Genomic DNA, 18,248 nt, shown 5'->3' with positions numbered 1-18,248 from the left:
AACGCCGCACCACCAGCCTCAGGCCAGGATGGCGGAAACGGTTTCGGCGAGTGGGGTGGTCGCGTGGCCGATGAGCGTCCGCAGGTCACCTGAGGTGTCGTCGAGGTCGCCGTGCGCGGTCCCGCGGTCGAAGTCGGCCAGTGTGGCCGCGAGCGCGGCTGGAACGCCTGCGCTGACAAGGAACTCGCGGTGCTCGTCGGCGGGCAGGTCCCGGTAGGTGACGTCCTTGCCGGTGGCTTTGGTGAGTTCGGCCGCCAGCTCGACGTAGGTCCAGCTGCGGTCCCCAGCGAGTTCGTACACCTTGCCGACATGGCCTTCGCCGGTCAGGGCCGCGACGGCGGCGTCGGCGTAGTCGGCGCGTGAGGCGCTCGCGATCCGGCCCTCGCCGGCGCTTCCGCTGAACGAGCCGTGCTCGGCGCCCTGCGTGATGGTCTGCGTGTAGTTCTCGGTGTACCAGCCGTTGCGCAGCAAGGTGAATGGCACATCGGACTCGCGGATGACCTGCTCGGTCGCCAGATGCTCCGGCGCCAGGCCGAGCGTGCTCTGGTCCGCGTGCAGCACGCTGGTGTAGACGAGATGGCCGACGCCGGCTTCCTTGGCCGCGGTCACGACGGCCGTGTGCTGCGCGATCCGCTGTCCGACCTCACTGCCGGAGATCAGCAGGACCTTGTCGGCGCCGGCGAAGGCGTCGGCGAGCGATGCGGCGTCACTGTAATCGGCGGCCTTGACCCGCACGCCGAGCGCGGCCAGGTCGGCGGCTTTGTCCGGGTTGCGGACGGCAACCGTGAGCTCGGTGGCCGGGACCTTCTTCAGCAGGCCTTCGACGACCAGCCGACCCAGCTGTCCGGTGGCTGCGGTGACAACGATCATTTCGCGCTCTCCTCGGTTAGGGGTTACCCAGAGAATGCACTAACTTTTAGAAAGTAACAACTTGGGGTGAGTACGATCACTGAGTTTGTTCGGCGCTGGGGATCGTGCGGTACCGTGGCGGTATGACGCAGTGGGTGGACGAGCACGGCAAGCTCGTCTTCGACGTGTTCGCCAAAGCCTGCACGTCACGGGCCACGCTGGAGCACGTCACCGGCCGATGGGGCGTGCTGACCATGGTCGCGCTGCGCGACGGCACGCTGCGGTTCAACGCGCTGCGACGTCGTGTCGACGGGGTCAGCGAGAAGATGCTCGCCCAGACCCTGCAGGCGCTCGAACGCGACGGGTTCGTCCATCGCGAGGCGCAGGCCACTATTCCGCCTAGGGTCGACTACACCCTCACTCCGATGGGCCGCCAGACCGCGGACAGTCTGTTGAGCTTGGTCGAGCTGGTCGAAAGCCAGATGGTCGAAGTCGAAGCCGCGCAGGCCCGTTACGACACGGCGAAAGGCGACTGAATCTTGCGTTTCGCCGGGTGGCGGCGCGCGGCGGTGGCTACCATCTGCCCATGACTCAGCCAGGCCCCCAGTTCCCGATCCTCCTGTCCACCATGAACGATCTGCCCGGTTTCCAGGTGGTTCGGGTGTTCGGCGAGGTTTTCGGATTGACCGTCCGCAGCCGCAACATGTTCTCCACGATGGGTGCCGGATTCAAGGCGATGGCGGGCGGTGAGCTGAAGGGTTTGTCCAAGCTCCTGTCGGACTCGCGGAACGAGGCACTCGGCCGACTTTGCCAGGAAGCCATGGCGAAGGGCGGGAACGCCGTGCTCGCCCTTCGTTTCGACTGCAACGAGATCGCGCAGACGGCCAGTGAGATCGCCGCCTACGGCACCGCCGTCTACGTCGTCCCGGCCGGCGGCGCGGCTCCCCAACAGGGCGCACCGCACCAACAACAGCAGCAACAGCCCCAGCAGCAGCAGCCCCCGCAGGGTTACCCGCAGCAGTAGGCCTCGACGATGAGCCCCGACGATGAGGGCGCGCGTTTTGTGGAAGATGTTCATGTTCTTCGGTAGCGTGGTCAGATTCTGTCGAGAGCCAACCCTTCCGCAGGACGCGCGTCTTACCGGTCGGAGTGAGGTCAGGTGACATGAGCAACTGGTTCAGCCCCGCACGGTGGCTCCGGATCTTGTTGGCCGCTCTGGCGGCGATACCGCTCGTGTTCCTGCCCGGCCCCAACGGTGGCTCGTCGATCGCCGCGCTGACCCCGCAGCAGCTTGCCGGGCAGCGGATCATCTACTCCTATCCCGGTCTCACACCGCCGGCCGGCCTGCTGGCCAAGATCAAGGCCGGGCAGGCCGCCGGCGTGATCTTCTTCGGGGAGAACATCTCCAGCTCCGCGCAGATCGCCGCGGTGGCCGCCCAGCTCAAGCAGGCTGCCGCGCAGAGCCCGGTCCACCTGCCGCTGCTGCTGATGACCGACCAGGAGGGCGGCAAGGTCCGCCGCCTGCCGGGCGAGCCGGTGAACTCGGAGAAGACGATCGGCAGCTCCGCGGACCCCGCCGGCGAAGCCGCGCAGGCCGGCACGAGTGCCGGACAGAACCTGACGGGCGCCGGGATGGACATCAACCTCGCCCCCGTGCTCGACGTCTTCACGCAGCCGGGCAACTTCATCGACCGGTTCCAGCGCTCGTACAGCAGCAACCCCACCGTGGTGGCCGCCGCGGGTAGCGCGTTCGTCACCGCGCAGCAGAAGCTTTCCGTGGTCGCGACGGCGAAGCACTTCCCGGGTCTCGGCTCGGCGGCCACTGCCCAGGACACCGACGCGGCACCGGTCACGCTGAACGCGTCGCTGGCCACCCTGCGTTCGGTCGACGAGGCGCCGTACCCGGCCGCGATCAAGGCCGGGGTGAAGATGGTGATGACGTCGTGGGCCACCTACCCGGCCCTCGACGCGAGCCACCCGGCCGGACTGTCGCTGACCGTCATCCAGAACGAACTGCGCGGCAGGCTGGGGTTCGGGGGCGTGACCATCACGGACGCGCTGGAAGCCGGTGCGCTTCAGGCCTTCGGCGATACGTCCCAGCGCGCGGTCACGGCCGCCGGCGCGGGGATGGACCTACTCCTGTGCTCGGCCCGCGACGTCAGTCAGGGCGACGCCGCGAGCGCCGCGCTGGTCAGCGCTTTGCAGTCCGGGAAACTGGGTACCGACGCGTTCACCGCCGCCGTCAACCGCACCTGGGACCTCCGCAACCACCTGTGAGCGGCCGCCACCAGTCGCTGCCGCGGTTCCTTGCGGACGTTTCGTGACAAATGGACTGCATCCGTCCCCGCTTCTCCGGTAAGCATGATGGTGACCACTGGGGGAAGGGGAGAGATGACTGATATCGATGTGGTGGTGGCTGGAGCCGGACCGACGGGGTTGACGCTCGCGCTGGGGCTCGCGCGGTGCGGGGCCGGGGTACGGATCATCGACAAATCGCCGGAGCCGTTCGCGGGCTCGCGCGGTAAGGGGTTGTCCGCGCGCAGTATGGAGGTCCTGGAGGACCTCGGGGTCGTCGAGGAGATCCTCGCGGCCGGGTTCAGCCACCTGCCGCAGCGCCGCTACCTGCGGGACAAGATGACCTTCGACGCCGATCCGTACGCGGACAGGGTGCCGACGCCCGACATGCCCTACGAGGTCGGCGTGATGATCGCGCAGTGGCGGACCGAGCAGATCCTGCGTGAGCGGCTGGCGGAGTTCGGGGTGCAGGTCGAGCAGTCCGTCGAGCTGACGGCGTTCGAGGACTCCGGCGAAACCGTGATGGTCACCTGTGCGGACGGTGAGCGCATCGAAGCCCGATACCTCGTCGGCTGCGATGGCGGTCGCAGCACGGTCCGAAAGTCGCTGGGCGTGGGCTTCGAGGGTGAAAGCGGCTCGCAGGGCATGGTGATCGGCGACATCGAGGTCGATGGACTGGTCGGGGACCGCTGGTACCAGTGGATCCGCCCGGAGGTCGGGTTCGTGGCGCTCTGCCCGTTCCCCGACTCGCGGTCCTGGCAGTTCCAGGGCGTTCCGTTCGCCGGCTTCGACGACCAGGGCCGGCTGCCCGAACCCAGCCTGGAGTACTTCCAGCGGATCTTCGACCAAGTCGCTGGGCTGGACGTCCGGTTCTCGAACGAGACCTGGTTGTCGACCTACCGCGTCAGCGTGCGCATGGCGGACCGGTTCCGGGTGGGCCGGGTGTTCATCGCGGGCGACGCGGCACACGTGCACCCGCCGGCCGGCGGGCTCGGGATGAACACGGGCATCCAGGACGGCTACAACCTCAGCTGGAAACTCGCGTCGGTACTCGCCGGCACCGCGGACGAGTCCCTTTTGGACACCTACGGCGAAGAGCGGCTGCCAGTGGCCGAATGGACGCTCGAGGTGAGCAATGCGGGGCTGGCGCGGGTCGTGGAGTCGATGGCCGGCGAGGACTCACAGGGCGTGGGTGCCGGGATGGCCCCCGACGGCCACCAACTCGGCCTCGCGTATCCCGGGAGCTCGCTGTCCACCGATCTCGACGGTTCCCGGACAGGTGTGCGTGCCGGAGAACGGGCACCGGACGCCCCGGTCACCGACGCGGCGGGGACCGCGGTCCGGCTGTTCGACCTGTTCCGCGGTTCGCATTTCACCGTGCTCGGTTTCGGCGCGGCCGGCGCGCCGGTACTGCGCGAGCTCGGCGAGCGGTTCCCTGAGCTGGTCAAGTGCTTCGCGATCGACGTCGATCTGGTCGACGACGCCGGGCACGCGAGGAGCGGTTACGGCGTTATCGAGGACGCGTTCGTCATCGTGCGTCCGGACGGTTATGTCGCGTTGACAGCTCCGCTCGCCGAAGGTGACGGTTTGGCCGCCTACCTGGGGCAGTTTGCTGGCGAAATGCTGCCGATTCGGGCACGGTGAGCAAGTGAGCTCCCTGGAAACGCCCGAACGCGGCACCGTCCGGCTGCGCCCGCCGAAGAACCGGGTCAGCCGCAAGGCCATCGCCTACTGGACGCTCGGCGCCCTGATGGGCTGGGTGGTCATCGCCGGTCTGCAGTTCGTCCTGCTGTTCGCGGCCGACGTGCAGTGGGCGCACGCCACCCTCATCGTCACCGCGGTGCTCGGTCCGCTGCACATCCTGGTGATGCCGTCGTGGCGGTTCCGGGTGCACCGCTGGGAGGCGACCGACAAGGCGGTGTTCACGCAGGCCGGCTGGATCAAGCAGCAGTGGCGGATCGCGCCGATCTCGCGGCTGCAGACGATCGACGTGGCCAGGGGTCCGGTGGAGCAGCTGTTCGGGCTCGCCAAGGTCACCATCACCACGGCGTCGGCGGGCGGTCCGATCCACATCCACGCGCTGGACCACGCCGTCGCGCTGAAGCTGGTCGACGAGCTCACCACGACCACGCAGGCCACGCACGGGGACGGGACATGAGCACGGTCGAGGCCCCGGCCGCGCCCGTCTCCACCGAGGTGGCGTGGAGCCGGCTCGACTGGCGCATGTTGTTGGTCCGGCCCGCAGTCGACGTCATCCGCTCACTCCCGCTGCCGGTCGGAGCCTTGCTGTTCGATCGCGCCGGCGGGTTCTGGCAGTGGATCGCGCTCGCCGCCACCGGGTTCACCGTGGTCGTCAGCGTCGCCCACATCCTCACCGCCCGGTACCGGGTCACCGAGGAACAGATGGAGCTGCGCACCGGCATCCTGCACCGGCGGCACCGCGCGGTGCCGCTGGACCGGGTCCGGACGGTCGACAGCACCGCGGAGCTCAAGCACCGGCTGTTCGGGCTGACCGCGCTGAAGGTCGGGACCGGCAGGCACACCAAGGACCGCAGCGACGAGCTCGTGCTCGACGCCGTGTCCAGGGCCGAGGCCCAGCGCCTGACCACGGTGCTGCTGCATCGACGCCCGGAAGTCGCCGAACCCGGTGACGGTGCGCCGGTTGACAGCGGGGCCGGGGCGATTTCGGTGCAGCCCAAGGAAAGCGTGCTCGCGGTGTTCGACCGGCGCTGGATCCGGTTCTCACCGTTCGCGCTGTCCGGCCTCGCGACCGTGGGCGCCATCGTGGGTTTCGTCTATCACTACGCCCACGAGCTGCATGTGGACCCGAGCCGGTTCGGGCCGCTGCGGTCGTTGGCCGAGTACTTCACCGCGGGACCGTCCGCGCTCGCGATCGTCGTAGCGGCCGTCGGGCTGATGGTGCTCGTTTCGCTGGCATCGGTCGCCGGCTACGTCCTGTCGTTCTGGAATTTCCGGCTGACGCGGGGAAACAGCGCGCTGCACGTGCGGCGAGGGCTGATCACCACGCGGTCCGTGTCGATCGAGGAAGACCGGCTCCGCGGCATCCTGCTGCGCCAGCCGCTGCCGGTGCGACTGCTCGGGGGCGCCCGGTGCGTCGCCGTCGCGAGCGGCTTGACGGCACGCACGGGCGGTTCGGTGCTGTTGCCGTTCGCTCCCGCCGAGCGAGCCCACGAGGTCGCCGCCAGCGTGCTTCGCGAGGAGTCGGACCCGGGAACCGTGCCGCTGGTGCGGCATCCTCGCCGGGCGCTCAACCGCAGGCTCAACCGGGCGATCGGCGGGGTACTGCTGCTGGCCGTCCTGCTGTTCCTCGGTGCGTGGATCGGGTTCCTGCCGGGCTGGCTGTGGAAGGTCGCGCTGGTCTTCGTACCGATCGCCGCGGTCGTCGGCTGGGATCGCTATCGCAACCTCGGACACGCGCTGACCGAACGTTATGTCCTCAGCCGCAAGGGTTCGCTCGAGCGGGAGACGCTGACGCTGAAGCGGGACGCGATCATCGGCTGGAAAATGGACCGGTCGTTCTTCCAGCACCGGGCCGGCTTGATGACCCTGGTCGCGACGGTAGCCGCGGGCCATGGCTCGTACCCGATCACCGACATGGCCGAGTCCGACGCTCTCAAGCTCGCCGATGCTGCCATCCCCGGCCTCCTCAGCCCGTTCCTGGAAGACGTCCCCTGACCCACCAGACCGCAACTCGCCGTCGAGTTGCGATCGTTGCGGGCGCTAGGTATCGCAACTCGACGGCGACTTGCGGGGCGGGGCGGGGGCTCACGCGGGGTGGAGGACGTCTTCCAGGCCGATGCGGGTGAGGAACTCGACCCGGATGCGGTCGGCGACCGCGGCGACCTCTTCCGCGCCGTCGTTCGCCGGGTCGATGTGGGTGCGGAACGGACGCTTGCCGGCGGGGGCGTCGACGACGGCGACGATCGCGTCCGAGACCGCGCTGACGCTGGTGTCCGCCGGAGCGAGTGCGCCCAGCCGCGCGGCGACCTGCTCGACCAGGTTCGGGTACTTGACCTCGTACTCGTCGACGGTGGCCTGGTCCGAGGGCCGTCCGCCGTTGGCGAAGTGATTGGTGCCCGTGGTGAACGAGCCCGGCACGATGATCGACGTCTCGACGCCGAAGCGGGCGAGTTCAGCCGCGTAGCTGACCGCGAAGGCGTCCATGGCTGCCTTCGCCGCGAAGTACGGCGCGAGGTAGGGCGGGACACCGCCGCGGGTGCTGCTGCTGGACACCCACACGACCAAACCGTTGCCCTGCTTGCGAAGCTGCGGCAGTGCCGCGCGGTTCACGCGCTGCGTGCCCAGGACGTTCGTGTCGTAGACGCGGTCGATCTCTTCCGGCGTGAAGGCCTCGGCCGGCCCGCTGACCATGTGTCCGGCGTTGTGGATGACGGCGTCGAGCCGCCCGTGCTCGGCGACGATGGCCGCGATCGCGGCATCCGAAGAGTCCTGTGAGGACACGTCGAGTTCGATACCGCGCAGATCGGTGCCGTGCTCTTCGTTGTAGGCCTTGATTTCTTCGAGGCGGGGGGCGTTGCGGCCCGCGGTGTCGCGGATCCCGGCGTAGACGGTGTGCCCCGCGTCGGCGAGGGCGCGAGCGCTGAGCGCGCCGATCCCACTGGACGCTCCGGTGATGACGATGACCTTGCTCATGAGCTTTCTCCTTCTATCGAGTGGTAAATGGGAATTTCAGATGATTCCGCCGTTGGCGCGCAGCACCTGGCCGTTCACCCAGCGGGACGGGCCGGCGAGGAACGAGATGACCTCGGCAATGTCGTCCGGGGTGCCGAGGCGCTCCAGTGGCGGCTGCGCGGCCATCCGCGCGATGGTCTCCTCGTCCTTGCCGTCGAAGAACAAGGCGGTCGCGGTCGGGCCGGGGGCAACGGCGTTGACGGTGATGTCGCGGCCGCGCAGTTCGCGCGCCAGGATCAGCGTCATCGCCTCGACGGCGCCCTTGGTGGCGGCGTAGGCCGAGTAGCCGGGGATGGCGAGCCCCAGCACCGAAGTGGAGAAGTTGATGATCGCGCCGCCGGACCGGACGCGCTTCGCGGCCTGCTGGTCGACGACGAACGTGCCGCGGATGTTGGTGCGGTGCATCCGGTCCAGCCGGTCGAGGTCCAGCTCGGCGAGCGGCGACAGGTACATCGTGCCGCCGGCGTGGACGACGACGTCGACTCCGCCGAAGGTGCTTTCCGCGGCGTCGAAAACGGCGGTCATGTCGTCGAGTTCGGCGACGTCACCGCGGACGGCGATGGCCTGCCCGCCCTTGTCGGTGATCGCGGCGACGGCCTCCGCGGCCTGTACCTCATTGCCGGCGTAGTTGATGACGACGGCGAAACCGTCGGCGGCGAGGCGTTCGGCGCTCTGGCGGCCGATTCCGCGGGAGCCGCCGGTAATGATCGCTACGCGGGTGTCGGTGCTCATTTTCCAGTCTCTTTTCCTGTTTTTGGGTGTGGGGTATCGCCGGATGACGCGGGATGCGTCAACCGTTTGGTTACTGCGGAGTTACTCCGTGTCGGAGAGCCTGTTCAGCCACTCGTGGAGCAGCACGGTCTCCGCGTCGGTCAGCTGCGCCGGCGGTTGCTGCCGGAGGAGCGCGCCGAGCGACGAAGCCGTCGTCGCGGTGTCACCCTCGTGGGCGGGACCGTCCGGGGCGACGAGCACCGCGGCGTGCACGGCGTCGCGGACCCGGGTGGAGACGTCGGGGGTGTACGCGTCGGCCCGGCTGACGAGCATCAGCGCGACGCCGACGTTCGCCGACATGATCATCTGACCTGCCGTTTCCGGGGAGACGCGGAGCTTGCCGGCAGCCGCGCAGCGCTCCAGGACCTCCACCAGCAGCCGCTGTGCTTCGGCGGCGGCTTCGGGTGGGGCGCTGACGGCGGGGGAGTACATGAGCCGGTAGTAACTCGGGTGACCGACGGCGAAGGCGACGTGGCTGTCCCAGCCGTCACGCAGGTCCTGGACCGGGTTCGCCGACGGTTTGGCCGCCCGCTTACCGGACAGGTACTGGTCGAAGCCGTAGTCGACCACCGCGGAGAGGAGGCCTTCCTTGTCGCCGAACTGCCGGTACAGCGCGGGTGCGCCCACTCCGGCGGCTTCACACACCGCGCGGGTCGAAACGTCCGCCACCGGCGAGTCGGCGAGCAGCTTGGCCGCCGCTTCCAGTATCCGTGTCCTCGTGCTCATGGGAGCAACGTTAACACGTGAACGTCATCATCGCTACGGTTGTGACGTAGCACTCTTATCATTTTTTTGTTAGCAATGATTCAGCAGGTGGGCGCGCTAGGGTTAGCGCGGTTGAGCCCACAGCCGCCTCGCTTGTGTATCCGAATCAGAGGAAGCAACATCATGAACGAGCCGGTGTGGTCGAAGTAGCCGACATCAGCGCCATGTCGCAGCGGCTGTCTCCCGAATACCGCCTGCGGGTTCTGCTCGTCGAGGACGACGACGGTGATGCGTTGCTCGTCGAAGAGATGCTGGCCGACGTCGACTCCCCGGTGTCACTCGAAAGGGTGTCGACGATGGCGGACGTCGTGTCGATGACCCCGGTGCTCGCCGATTGCGTCCTGCTGGACCTGCAGCTTCCCGACGCGATCGGGCTCGCCGGGCTGGACAGGCTCAGGGCGCACACGCCGAACACCGCCGTCGTCGTGCTGACCGGCCAGCGTGGCGAGCAGACCGGCATGGCCGCGGTGGCCTCGGGCGCCCAGGACTACCTGATCAAGGGCCAGGTAGACGGCCCGTTGCTGGTCAGGGCGTTGCGGTATGCCTGGGAGCGCAAGCGCGCCGAGCAGGTCGAGCAGCAGTTCCTGCAGCAGCAGATGATCGCCGCCGAGAACAGCAGGCTGGAACGCGGCCTGCTCCCGACGCCGTTGCTCTCCGACCCGAACCTGAGCCTCGCGACGCGCTATCGGCCCGGCCGTGACGGTTCACTGCTCGGCGGGGACTTCTATGACGCCGTCGAGCTTCCCGACGGACGGGTCCAGGTGGTGATCGGCGACGTCTGCGGGCACGGGCCTGACGAAGCGGCTCTCGGGGTGGCGCTGCGCATCGCGTGGCGGTCGCTGGTGCTGGCCGGCCTGCCGACCGCGGAAGTGCTGCGGACTGTGGAGCAGGTTCTGGTGCACGAGCGCATCAAGCCGATCTTCGCGACTCTGTGCACTGTGGACATTGCCGCCGACCGGCGGTCGCTGCGGATGTGCCTGGCCGGACATCCGCCGCCCTTGCTGATCAGTGGCGCACGCGGTTTCCTTCTGCCGGACGACGAACTCGGTGTGCCGCTCGGGGTTGCTCCGGACGTCAGCTGGACACCGCGTGAGGTAGCGCTGGACCCTGGTTGGTCGCTCCTGCTGTACACCGACGGCGTGTTCGAAGGGAGAGTCGCTGACGGCTCCGAACGGCTCGGCCACGAGAACATGGCAGCACTGTTCCTGCGCATCCTGCACGACGCCCCGGACTGGCGGGCGAACTCCGGCGACGCACTGGACCAGCTGATCGCGGAAGTCATGAAGCTGAACCGGGGCCCGCTCGACGACGACGTCGCGATTGCCTTGCTGACCCACAGCACGCGGGAGCCCGCCCGGTGACCGAGACGACCGAAGCCCGCCGCCGGACCGCGACCCGGTGGCCCGTCCGGCGCTGGGCCGCGCTGCTCGCGGCGGTCGAGGCGGTCCTCCTGATCGCGGCCATCACCGGCGGGGCCGTCGGTCTCAGCAATCTCGGGGACGCGCGCGGCCGCCTGGTCGACCGGGCCGATCCCCAGCTGATCCAGGCGAACACGTTGTCCACCGCGCTGGTCAACCAGGAAACCGGCGCCCGCGGTTACCTGATCAGCGGGCAGAACGACTTCCTCGAGCCCTACACAACCGGGCGGCAGCAGCAGGATCAGGCTGTAGCGTCGTTGCGGCGGCTCGGCGCGGTCGACGGCACTCAAGCCGGTGCCGATCTGACCGAGGTGCTGGCCGCCGCCGCTCGGTGGCAGGCGCTGGCCACGACCTGGACCGATTCGGCGCATCCCACGGCCACCACCGCCCAACTCGATCAGAGCAAGACGCTCTTCGACGCGGTGCGCACCTCCTTCGCCACCCAGCGGGCCGACCTCGTCAACGCCTCCCGGTCCGCGCGAACCAGCCTGAACGGCGCGAGCAACTTCCTGACCGCGATGCTGATCACCGTCGGGGCGTTGCTGCTGGTCCTGTTCGGCTTGCTGTACCTGGGCTTCCGCTACGTCGTCGCGCGGCCGATCTTCCGGCTCGCGGCCGAGGTCCGGCTGGTGTCCGAAGAGGACATCCATCGCCACGTCGAAGGCAGCGGACCACGGGAGCTCATCGAGCTCGGGGCCGACATCGAGACCATGCGGCAGCGGATCGTCGACGAGGTCGGCGAGCTCCACCGCGCCCACAGCCTGCTCGACAAGCGCACCGAGGAGCTGGAACGGTCCAATTCGGACTTGGAGCAATTCGCGTACGTGGCGTCGCACGACCTGCAGGAGCCGCTGCGCAAGGTGGCCAGCTTCACCCAGCTGCTCCAGCGGCGGTACCAAGGCCAGCTCGATGACCGCGCCGACCAGTACATCGAGTTCGCCGTCGATGGCGCCAAGCGGATGCAGATCCTGATCAACGACCTGCTTTCGTTCTCCCGCGTCGGCCGCCGCGTCGGCGAGCCAGTTGTCCTCGACACCGGCGCGTTGCTAGGCCAGGCTGTCGACAACCTCGAGACGTCGATCGCCGAGACCGGTGCCGTGATCACGCACGGCGAGCTGCCGGAGGTGCGCGGCGAGGCGTCGCTCCTGACCGCGGTGTTCCAGAACCTCGTCAACAACGCGATCAAGTTCCACGGGGAGCAGGCGCCCGAGGTGCGCGTCGAGGCTGTTCGCGATGACGACACGTGGACGTTTTCGGTGTCCGACAACGGGATCGGTATCGAGCCCGAGTACGCGGAGCGGATTTTCGCGATCTTCCAGCGGCTGCACCCCAAGAGCGCCTACCCGGGCACCGGGATCGGATTGGCGGTGTGCCGCAAGATAGTCGAGCATCATGGCGGCCAGATCTGGTTGGATACCCAGGATCTGGGTCGTACGACGTTCTGTTTCACGCTGCCGGTTCTGGCTGGGCCGCAACCCGAGTTGACCGTCGAGACGAACGAGGTCGAGGAAGCATGAGTGTCCCAGTGAGCCCGATCGACATCCTCCTGGTCGAAGACGACCCAGGCGACGTGCTCATGACGCGGGAAGCGTTCGAGCACCACAAGATCCACAACGCCCTGTTCGTGGTCAGCGACGGCGTCGAGGCGCTGCAGTTCCTGCGTCGCCAGGGACCGCACACCGACGTCCCGCGGCCGGGCCTGATCCTGCTGGACCTCAACCTGCCCAAGAAGGACGGCCGCGAAGTACTCGCGGAGATCAAGGCCGACCCGGAGCTGCTGGCCATTCCAGTGGTCGTGCTCACCACCTCCGAAGCCGAGGAGGACATCCTCCGCAGCTACGACCTGCACGCCAACGCCTATGTCACCAAACCGGTGGACTTCGAGCGGTTCGTCGAAGTCGTCCGCCAGATCGACGACTTCTTCGTCACCGTGGTGAAGCTCCCGCGCTGACCGGTGTTCACGGAGCCGTAAGGGAACGGGCGTCTACTGGGGCTTCGAGTCGGTATGCTGGGAGTTCGTCCGAATATCACCACAGCGCCCCGGACCCCGGCCCTGGTACTTCGAGAGGCCTGGGATGCGCCCACTATTTCTTGACCTGACCGCGTGACCGCGCCCGCGGCGCGAAGGGGTAGCGATTTCGCCGAGCTGTCCCGCACGATCGTCGGTGACGGCCTGCTCAACCGCCGTCGCGGTTACTACGCCGTCCGGATGTCACTCAACTTCCTCGCGCTGGCCGGTGCTTGCGTCGGGTTCGTTTTCATCGGAAACTCCTGGTGGACGCTGTTCATCGGCGTCGCGCTGGCGCTGATCTTCACGCAGTTCGCGTTCATCGGCCACGACGCCGGGCACAAGCAGATCTTCCGTACCCGGCTGGCCAACGACGTCACGGGCTACGCGCACGCCGGCCTCGTCGGCATCTCGTACGGCTGGTGGATCGCCAAGCACAGCGCTCACCACGCCAACCCGAACCACGAGGACAAGGACCCGGACCTCGACATCCCGGCGCTCGCGTTCACCGCGCGCCAGGCGACGACGAAAACCGGGTTCCTGCACTGGATGGCCAGGAACCAGGCGGCGCTGTTCTTCCCGCTGCTGCTGCTCGAAGGGCTGAACCTGCACTTCGCCAGCGGTGAAGCCATCTGGAAGCCGGGCCTCAAATCGCGACGGCTGGAAGCGGGCCTGCTGTTCGCCCACACGGCCGTCTACCTCGGCGCGGTGTTCCTGGTGCTCTCACCCGGGACGGCGCTCGTGTTCATCGCCGTGCACCAGGGGCTGTGGGGCGTCTATATGGGGTGCTCCTTCGCGCCGAACCACAAGGGCATGGAGACCCTGTCCGAAGGCCACACGCTGGACTTCCTGCGCAAGCAGGTCCTCACGTCGCGCAACGTGCGCGGCGGGTTCTGGGTCGACTTCGCCCTCGGTGGGTTGAACTACCAGATCGAACACCACCTGTTCCCCAGCATGCCGCGGCCGAACCTGCGGCATGCCCAGCTCACCGTCAGCCGGTTCTGCGCGCAGCGCGACATTGCCTACGCCGAGTGCGGTCTCGTCCGTTCGTACGGCTACGTCCTGCAGCACCTGTACGACGTCGGCGCTCCACTCCGCACCGCCCGCCGCCCCGCACGGGTCTAGTCGACCGCTATTCCTCCAGCCGGGCCAGGACCTGGCTGGAGATGGTGTCGAGGGTGCGGAACTGGTCCGCGCTGAGGGTGTCGAACAGCAGCTGACGCACGGTCTCGACGTGTTTCGGCGCGGCGTCCTCGATGGTCTTCCGACCCGCGGGCGTGATGGTGATGAACGCCCCCCTGCCATCGGACGGGCACTCCGTACGGTCCACGAGGCCGCGCTTCTGCATGCGCGCGAGATGGTGTGAGAGCCGGCTCTTCTCCCACTCCAACACGCGCGCCAGCTCGAACGCGCGCATGCGGTTCTCCGGCGCCTCCGTCAGGTGCACGAGGACTGCGAAGTCGGTCAGCGAGAGCTCGGAGTCGGCCTGCAGCTGGCGGTTCAGCCGGGCGGTGAGCTGTACGTGCATCGCCAGATAGTCGCGCCAAATGCGCTGCTCGTCGTCGTCGAGCCATCGTGGATCTTTCATGCCTCCGAGTGTACGGGAATAGTTGACACGTCACCCAGGTTCAGTTCAGTATTGGATGACACGTCAACTAGATGTGTCGACGAACCGAGGAGCCCGCCATGACCAGCACCACCACCGCGTTGACCGAGCTGACCGGTCACTACGACATCGACCCCGCGCACACCCGTATCGGCTTCGTCGCCCGCCACGCGATGGTGACCAAGGTCCGCGGCGGCTTCAACGAGTTCACCGGCAGCTTCGACATCGACGGCGACAACCCCGCCGCCTCGACCGCGAAGCTGACCATCAAGACCGGCAGCATCGACACCCGCAACGCCGACCGTGACGCCCACCTGCGCAGCGGCGACTTCCTGCAGCTCGACGAGTTCCCCGAGATCAACTTCGTCTCCACCGGCGTCAACCAGACCAGCGACACGGCGTTCGACGTGACCGGCGACCTGACCATCACGGGCGTCACCAAGTCTGTCACCGTCGAATTCGACTACGAAGGCACCGCGAAGGACCCGTACGGCAACACCCGGATCGGCTTCGAAGGCTCCGCGACGATCAGCCGCAAGGACTTCGGCATCACCTGGAACGCCGCGCTCGACACCGGCGGCGTGCTCGTCGGCGACAAGGTCGTCCTCGAGTTCGAGGTCTCCGCGATCAAGGCCGCCTGAGTCGAGGCAACCGAACACACCGAACCCGTCGGCGACCCGGAGGATCACATCGTGAGCACCGCACTGCGTCCCAAGATCGACATCCGCCGGGCCGTCGACCGGTCCGCCACCAAGATCGACTGGCTGGACTCGAAGCACTCGTTCTCCTTCGGCGGCGAGTACGACCCCGCCAACACCCACCACGGGCTGCTGCTGGTCAACAACGACGACACCGTCCGCCCCGGGATGGGCTTCGACACCCACCCGCACCAGGACATGGAGATCGTCACGTGGGTCCTGCAGGGCTCGCTGGTCCACCAGGACTCGACCGGGCACTCCGGCGTCATCTACCAGGGCCTGGCCCAGCGGATGAGTGCCGGCAGCGGGATCATGCACTCCGAGAAGAACGATTCGTGGCGCCTCGACGGCGGCGACTCGCACGACGAGCCGGTGCATTTCGTGCAGATGTGGGTCGTTCCCGACGAATCCGGGATCAAGCCGGGTTACGAGCAGCTCGAGATCGAGAACGAACTGCTCGCCGGCGGGCTCGTGCCCGTCGCGTCGGGAATGTCCGCGCACGAGGACGCGTCGGCCATCCGGATCAACAACAAGTTCGCCGCGCTGCACGCCGCGAGGCTGCAGCCCGGTCAGAGCGTCGAATTGCCCGACGCGCCGTTGCTCCACCTGTTCGTCCCGCGGGGTGACGTCGTCCTCGAAGGTTCGGGCGCGTTGGCGACCGGCGACGCCGTGCGGTTCACCTCGACCGGCGGCCAGCGGGTCACCGCGACTTCGCCCGCCGAGATCCTGGTGTGGGAAATGCACGCGACACTCGGCTGACCCTGCGGCTCTTCACCCGGTGTTGATAGACATGCACTGTGAACAGTCCCGAAGCGACCCCGTCCGCCGCCGTGGCCGGTTGGCGCCGCCTCCGTCTGCGGTACCGGTGGTTCGACCACATCGTGCGTGCGGTCGACCGCTACATCGAGCACAGCGGTTACCAATACGTCGCCTCGATCAGCTATTTCAGCCTGTTGTCGCTGATCCCGATGCTGATGGTGGCGTTCGCGGTGGCGGGGTACGTCCTGGTCGGGCAGCCGCACCTGCTCGAGCAGCTGCGGGATGGGATCACCGACGCCGTGCCGGGTCCGCTCGGCAAGAACGTGCGGGCCCTGCTCGACAACCTGATCTCCCAGCGCATCAAGGTCGGTACGCTGGGGCTGGTGGTCGCGCTCTACTCCGGCTGGAACTGGATGAACGCCCTGCGCGACTCCCTCACCGCGATGTGGGACCAGCAGCGCGTCGAGCAAAGGCTCTGGCGGGTGGTCTTCAAGGACCTCCTCGCGTTGGTCAGCCTCGCCGTCGCGTTGCTGATCTCGTTTTCGCTGACCGCCGTCGGCGGCGCGCTGGGTAGCTACTTGCTCCGGCTGGCGCACGTCGACGACGAGAGCTGGACGCACACCGCGGTGTCCGTCGGTTCGATACCGCTGGCGTTACTCGCCGACTGGCTGGTGTTCCTGTGGGTGCTCACGAAACTGCCGCGCAAGCCCGTGGGCACTCGCAGCGCCATGTGGGGCGCGCTGGTGGCCGCGATCGGGTTCGAGCTGCTCAAGCAGGCCGGTACCGTCTACATCGGACTGATCAGCGATTCGCCGACGGGCGCGGCGTTCGGCTCGGTGATCGGCCTGCTCGTGTTCATCTCGCTGGTTTCGCGGCTGCTCGTGTTCATCACCGCATGGACGTCGACAGCGCGTGACGCCCCGGCTCGTGACCTGCCCGAACCGGAACCAGTGGTCGTCCGGGTCGCGGCGCCGCCCCGCTCCGGCGCCCTGCTACCCGCCGTGGTCGGGGTCGTGATCGGGGTGGTGAGCGCGGGGTTGATCAGGCGCCGGTCGGCCCGAAGCGCTCGGTCTTGATCCGGCGGGGGTCGTGGTCCAGCGCGACGAGGATGTTCGCGACGGTCTCGACGAACCCGGTCGGCCCGCAGACGAAGCACCGCGGCGCGAAGTCCGCCGGCCAGGCCGCCGAGTTGACCGTCGCGACACCAAGACGTCCAGGCGGTTGGGGCCAGCCATCAGGCGTCTCGCGCGTGTAGACGTACGTGATGTCGAGCCCTGCCTGCGGTTTGCGCAGCTCCTCGGCGTAGTACAGCTCGTCGGGCGAACGCACTGAGTAGATGAGCTTGAACGGAACACGGCTTCCCGCTTCGCGGCGTGCCCGGATCATCGCCATCAACGGCACGATCCCCGACCCACCGGCCACCAGCAGCACCGGTTCGAGCTCGTCGGGCCGCCACACGAACCAGCCGCCGATCGGCCCGCGCAACTCCAGCGGGTCGCCGACGGAGTAGATGTCGTGCAGGTACGACGACACCTCGCCGTCCGATACGAGCTGGACGGTCACCTCGACGCGGTCCACTTGCGACGGTGTCGAGAGCGAGTAACTTCGCTGCGCCGAGTATCCGTCCTCCGCCGTGAGCCGGATGTCGACGTGTTGCCCGGCAAGGTGTCCGGGCCACCCCGGAACGTCGAAAACCAGCGTCCGCGCCGTCGGCGTCTCATCCCGCGACTCGACCAGCGTCGCCACTCGCCACGCTAGTCGCCCTGATATCGCTGTTCCCGCCATGGGTCTCCGTAGTCGTGATAGCCGGCGTTCTCCCAGAAACCTGGCTCGTCTTCGAGCATCAATGTGAGCCCCTGCACCCACTTCGCGGACTTCCAGAGGTACAGATGCGGCACCAGCAGCCGCGCCGGTCCACCGTGTTCGGGCACCAGCGACTGGCCGCCGAAGTGGTGGACGATCCACGCCTGCCCGTCGAGCAGGTCGGCCAGCGGCAGGTTCGTCGTGTACCCGTCATACGAGTGGACCATCACGTATTCCGCCGCGGTGTCCACCCCGGACAGCAGGGTGTCGAGCGAGACCCCGCGCCATTTCGTGGCGAACTTCGACCACTTGGTCACGCAGTGGATGTCGACCGTCGGCCGCTCGGTCGGCAGCGCCAGCAGCTCGGGCCAGCTCCAGATGTGCTTTTCGCCAGACTCGGTGGTGATGACGAATTCCCAGGTCTCGGTCCTGATCCGCGGGGTCGGCCCGACCGAGAGCACCGGGAAGTCCTCGACCAGGTACTGCCCAGGCGGCAACGCCGGCCGGTCCTCCCGCGGCCGCCCGCGAAACCCCGGTGACACGATGGGCATCGCCCCTCCCTT

Annotated in this window: 20 protein-coding genes; 13 read left to right on the top strand and 7 right to left on the bottom strand. The window is 67.9% G+C overall.

The window, feature by feature from the left end; all coding sequences use genetic code 11:
- Positions 1-18 precede the first annotated feature (18 nt).
- On the bottom strand, positions 19-870 hold the full coding sequence (locus JWQ81_RS30540) for an SDR family oxidoreductase (protein ID WP_297547061.1): 852 nt from the start codon (positions 868-870) through the stop codon (positions 19-21).
- A gap of 122 nt (positions 871-992) precedes the next feature.
- Between JWQ81_RS30540 and JWQ81_RS30535 the strand changes: the two genes are divergently transcribed.
- The 6 genes from JWQ81_RS30535 (at position 993) to JWQ81_RS30510 (ending at position 6,840) form a co-directional block, all read left to right on the top strand.
- Entirely contained in the window at positions 993-1,385 is a 393-nt protein-coding gene (locus JWQ81_RS30535; protein ID WP_297547059.1) for a helix-turn-helix domain-containing protein, read from the top strand.
- Between the two features lie 50 nt (positions 1,386-1,435).
- Entirely contained in the window at positions 1,436-1,873 is a 438-nt protein-coding gene (locus JWQ81_RS30530) for a YbjQ family protein (RefSeq protein ID WP_297547057.1), read from the top strand.
- Positions 1,874-2,013: 140 nt separating this feature from the next.
- Positions 2,014-3,126: a glycoside hydrolase family 3 N-terminal domain-containing protein gene (locus JWQ81_RS30525; protein WP_297547055.1), complete on the top strand. Its 1,113-nt coding sequence runs from the start codon at positions 2,014-2,016 to the stop codon at positions 3,124-3,126.
- Between the two features lie 114 nt (positions 3,127-3,240).
- On the top strand, positions 3,241-4,788 hold the full coding sequence (locus JWQ81_RS30520) for an FAD-dependent monooxygenase (RefSeq protein ID WP_297547046.1): 1,548 nt from the start codon (positions 3,241-3,243) through the stop codon (positions 4,786-4,788).
- A 4-nt stretch (positions 4,789-4,792) separates the two neighbouring features.
- Positions 4,793-5,302, top strand: a complete 510-nt coding sequence (locus JWQ81_RS30515) for a PH domain-containing protein (protein ID WP_297547043.1) — start codon at positions 4,793-4,795, stop codon at positions 5,300-5,302.
- Entirely contained in the window at positions 5,299-6,840 is a 1,542-nt protein-coding gene (locus JWQ81_RS30510) for a PH domain-containing protein (protein ID WP_297547041.1), read from the top strand. The genes JWQ81_RS30515 and JWQ81_RS30510 overlap by 4 nt, the downstream gene beginning before the upstream one ends.
- 90 nt (positions 6,841-6,930) lie before the next feature.
- On the opposite strand, the gene JWQ81_RS30505 is transcribed toward JWQ81_RS30510, so the two are convergent.
- The 3 genes from JWQ81_RS30505 to JWQ81_RS30495 form a co-directional block, all read right to left on the bottom strand.
- Positions 6,931-7,818 (bottom strand): SDR family oxidoreductase, encoded by an 888-nt coding sequence (locus JWQ81_RS30505; protein ID WP_297547038.1) that lies wholly within the window; start codon positions 7,816-7,818, stop codon positions 6,931-6,933.
- 36 nt (positions 7,819-7,854) lie between these two features.
- On the bottom strand, positions 7,855-8,589 hold the full coding sequence (locus JWQ81_RS30500; protein WP_297547036.1) for an SDR family oxidoreductase: 735 nt from the start codon (positions 8,587-8,589) through the stop codon (positions 7,855-7,857).
- A gap of 81 nt (positions 8,590-8,670) precedes the next feature.
- Positions 8,671-9,354 carry a TetR/AcrR family transcriptional regulator gene (locus JWQ81_RS30495; RefSeq protein WP_297547034.1) on the bottom strand — a complete coding sequence of 228 codons (684 nt, stop codon included), beginning with the start codon at positions 9,352-9,354 and terminating at the stop codon, positions 8,671-8,673.
- Between the two features lie 203 nt (positions 9,355-9,557).
- Between JWQ81_RS30495 and JWQ81_RS30490 the strand changes: the two genes are divergently transcribed.
- From JWQ81_RS30490 to JWQ81_RS30475, 4 genes are all read left to right on the top strand, one after another.
- Positions 9,558-10,754 (top strand): SpoIIE family protein phosphatase, encoded by a 1,197-nt coding sequence (locus JWQ81_RS30490; protein WP_297547633.1) that lies wholly within the window; start codon positions 9,558-9,560, stop codon positions 10,752-10,754.
- A complete protein-coding gene (locus JWQ81_RS30485) occupies positions 10,751-12,328 on the top strand; it encodes an ATP-binding protein (protein WP_297547032.1) in 1,578 nt (525 codons plus the stop codon). Before JWQ81_RS30490 ends, JWQ81_RS30485 begins: the two co-directional genes overlap by 4 nt.
- The gene (locus tag JWQ81_RS30480) at positions 12,325-12,762 is read left to right on the top strand and encodes a response regulator (RefSeq protein WP_297547030.1); all 438 of its coding nucleotides are present in this window, start codon (positions 12,325-12,327) and stop codon (positions 12,760-12,762) included. Before JWQ81_RS30485 ends, JWQ81_RS30480 begins: the two co-directional genes overlap by 4 nt.
- 153 nt (positions 12,763-12,915) lie before the next feature.
- On the top strand, positions 12,916-13,944 hold the full coding sequence (locus tag JWQ81_RS30475; RefSeq protein ID WP_297547028.1) for an acyl-CoA desaturase: 1,029 nt from the start codon (positions 12,916-12,918) through the stop codon (positions 13,942-13,944).
- A gap of 7 nt (positions 13,945-13,951) precedes the next feature.
- Here the strand turns inward: JWQ81_RS30475 and JWQ81_RS30470 are convergent, their stop codons facing one another.
- Positions 13,952-14,407: a MarR family transcriptional regulator gene (locus JWQ81_RS30470; protein ID WP_297547026.1), complete on the bottom strand. Its 456-nt coding sequence runs from the start codon at positions 14,405-14,407 to the stop codon at positions 13,952-13,954.
- A gap of 98 nt (positions 14,408-14,505) precedes the next feature.
- Here JWQ81_RS30470 and JWQ81_RS30465 point away from each other — a divergent pair, with 98 nt between their 5' ends.
- From JWQ81_RS30465 to yhjD, 3 genes are read left to right on the top strand one after another with little or no spacing between them, the layout of a single operon-like run.
- Positions 14,506-15,066: a YceI family protein gene (locus JWQ81_RS30465; protein WP_297547024.1), complete on the top strand. Its 561-nt coding sequence runs from the start codon at positions 14,506-14,508 to the stop codon at positions 15,064-15,066.
- A 51-nt stretch (positions 15,067-15,117) separates the two neighbouring features.
- Entirely contained in the window at positions 15,118-15,882 is a 765-nt protein-coding gene (locus JWQ81_RS30460) for a pirin-like bicupin family protein (protein ID WP_297547023.1), read from the top strand.
- A 38-nt stretch (positions 15,883-15,920) separates the two neighbouring features.
- Positions 15,921-16,958, top strand: coding sequence for an inner membrane protein YhjD (gene yhjD, locus JWQ81_RS30455; protein WP_297547021.1), 1,038 nt, complete (start codon positions 15,921-15,923; stop codon positions 16,956-16,958).
- On the opposite strand, the gene JWQ81_RS30450 is transcribed toward yhjD, so the two are convergent.
- Together JWQ81_RS30450 and JWQ81_RS30445 are read right to left on the bottom strand one after the other, a co-directional pair.
- On the bottom strand, positions 16,924-17,667 hold the full coding sequence (locus JWQ81_RS30450) for a ferredoxin reductase (protein ID WP_297547020.1): 744 nt from the start codon (positions 17,665-17,667) through the stop codon (positions 16,924-16,926). The two genes, yhjD and JWQ81_RS30450, sit on opposite strands and share 35 nt — an antisense overlap.
- Entirely contained in the window at positions 17,637-18,236 is a 600-nt protein-coding gene (locus tag JWQ81_RS30445) for a sulfite oxidase-like oxidoreductase (protein ID WP_297547018.1), read from the bottom strand. The genes JWQ81_RS30450 and JWQ81_RS30445 overlap by 31 nt, the downstream gene beginning before the upstream one ends.
- Between the last annotated feature and the right edge of the window lie 12 nt (positions 18,237-18,248).

Source organism: Amycolatopsis sp. (assembly GCF_025464955.1).
GTDB lineage: Bacteria > Actinomycetota > Actinomycetes > Mycobacteriales > Pseudonocardiaceae > Amycolatopsis.
Note: the sequence above shows the minus strand (reverse complement) of the source record. Positions and strands in the feature narration are given on the sequence as shown.

Excerpts from the sequence above, each read along its gene's own strand:
- JWQ81_RS30540 (WP_297547061.1), bottom strand. The coding sequence starts at position 870 with ATGATCGTTGTCACCGCAGCCACCGGACAGCTGGGTCGGCTGGTCGTC.
- JWQ81_RS30535 (WP_297547059.1), top strand. The coding sequence starts at position 993 with ATGACGCAGTGGGTGGACGAGCACGGCAAGCTCGTCTTCGACGTGTTC.
- JWQ81_RS30530 (WP_297547057.1), top strand. The coding sequence starts at position 1,436 with ATGACTCAGCCAGGCCCCCAGTTCCCGATCCTCCTGTCCACCATGAAC.
- JWQ81_RS30525 (WP_297547055.1), top strand. The coding sequence starts at position 2,014 with ATGAGCAACTGGTTCAGCCCCGCACGGTGGCTCCGGATCTTGTTGGCC.
- JWQ81_RS30520 (WP_297547046.1), top strand. The coding sequence starts at position 3,241 with ATGACTGATATCGATGTGGTGGTGGCTGGAGCCGGACCGACGGGGTTG.
- JWQ81_RS30510 (WP_297547041.1), top strand. The coding sequence starts at position 5,299 with ATGAGCACGGTCGAGGCCCCGGCCGCGCCCGTCTCCACCGAGGTGGCG.
- JWQ81_RS30505 (WP_297547038.1), bottom strand. The coding sequence starts at position 7,818 with ATGAGCAAGGTCATCGTCATCACCGGAGCGTCCAGTGGGATCGGCGCG.
- JWQ81_RS30500 (WP_297547036.1), bottom strand. The coding sequence starts at position 8,589 with ATGAGCACCGACACCCGCGTAGCGATCATTACCGGCGGCTCCCGCGGA.
- JWQ81_RS30495 (WP_297547034.1), bottom strand. The coding sequence starts at position 9,354 with ATGAGCACGAGGACACGGATACTGGAAGCGGCGGCCAAGCTGCTCGCC.
- JWQ81_RS30490 (WP_297547633.1), top strand. The coding sequence starts at position 9,558 with ATGTCGCAGCGGCTGTCTCCCGAATACCGCCTGCGGGTTCTGCTCGTC.
- JWQ81_RS30480 (WP_297547030.1), top strand. The coding sequence starts at position 12,325 with ATGAGTGTCCCAGTGAGCCCGATCGACATCCTCCTGGTCGAAGACGAC.
- JWQ81_RS30470 (WP_297547026.1), bottom strand. The coding sequence starts at position 14,407 with ATGAAAGATCCACGATGGCTCGACGACGACGAGCAGCGCATTTGGCGC.
- JWQ81_RS30465 (WP_297547024.1), top strand. The coding sequence starts at position 14,506 with ATGACCAGCACCACCACCGCGTTGACCGAGCTGACCGGTCACTACGAC.
- JWQ81_RS30450 (WP_297547020.1), bottom strand. The coding sequence starts at position 17,667 with ATGGCGGGAACAGCGATATCAGGGCGACTAGCGTGGCGAGTGGCGACG.
- JWQ81_RS30445 (WP_297547018.1), bottom strand. The coding sequence starts at position 18,236 with ATGCCCATCGTGTCACCGGGGTTTCGCGGGCGGCCGCGGGAGGACCGG.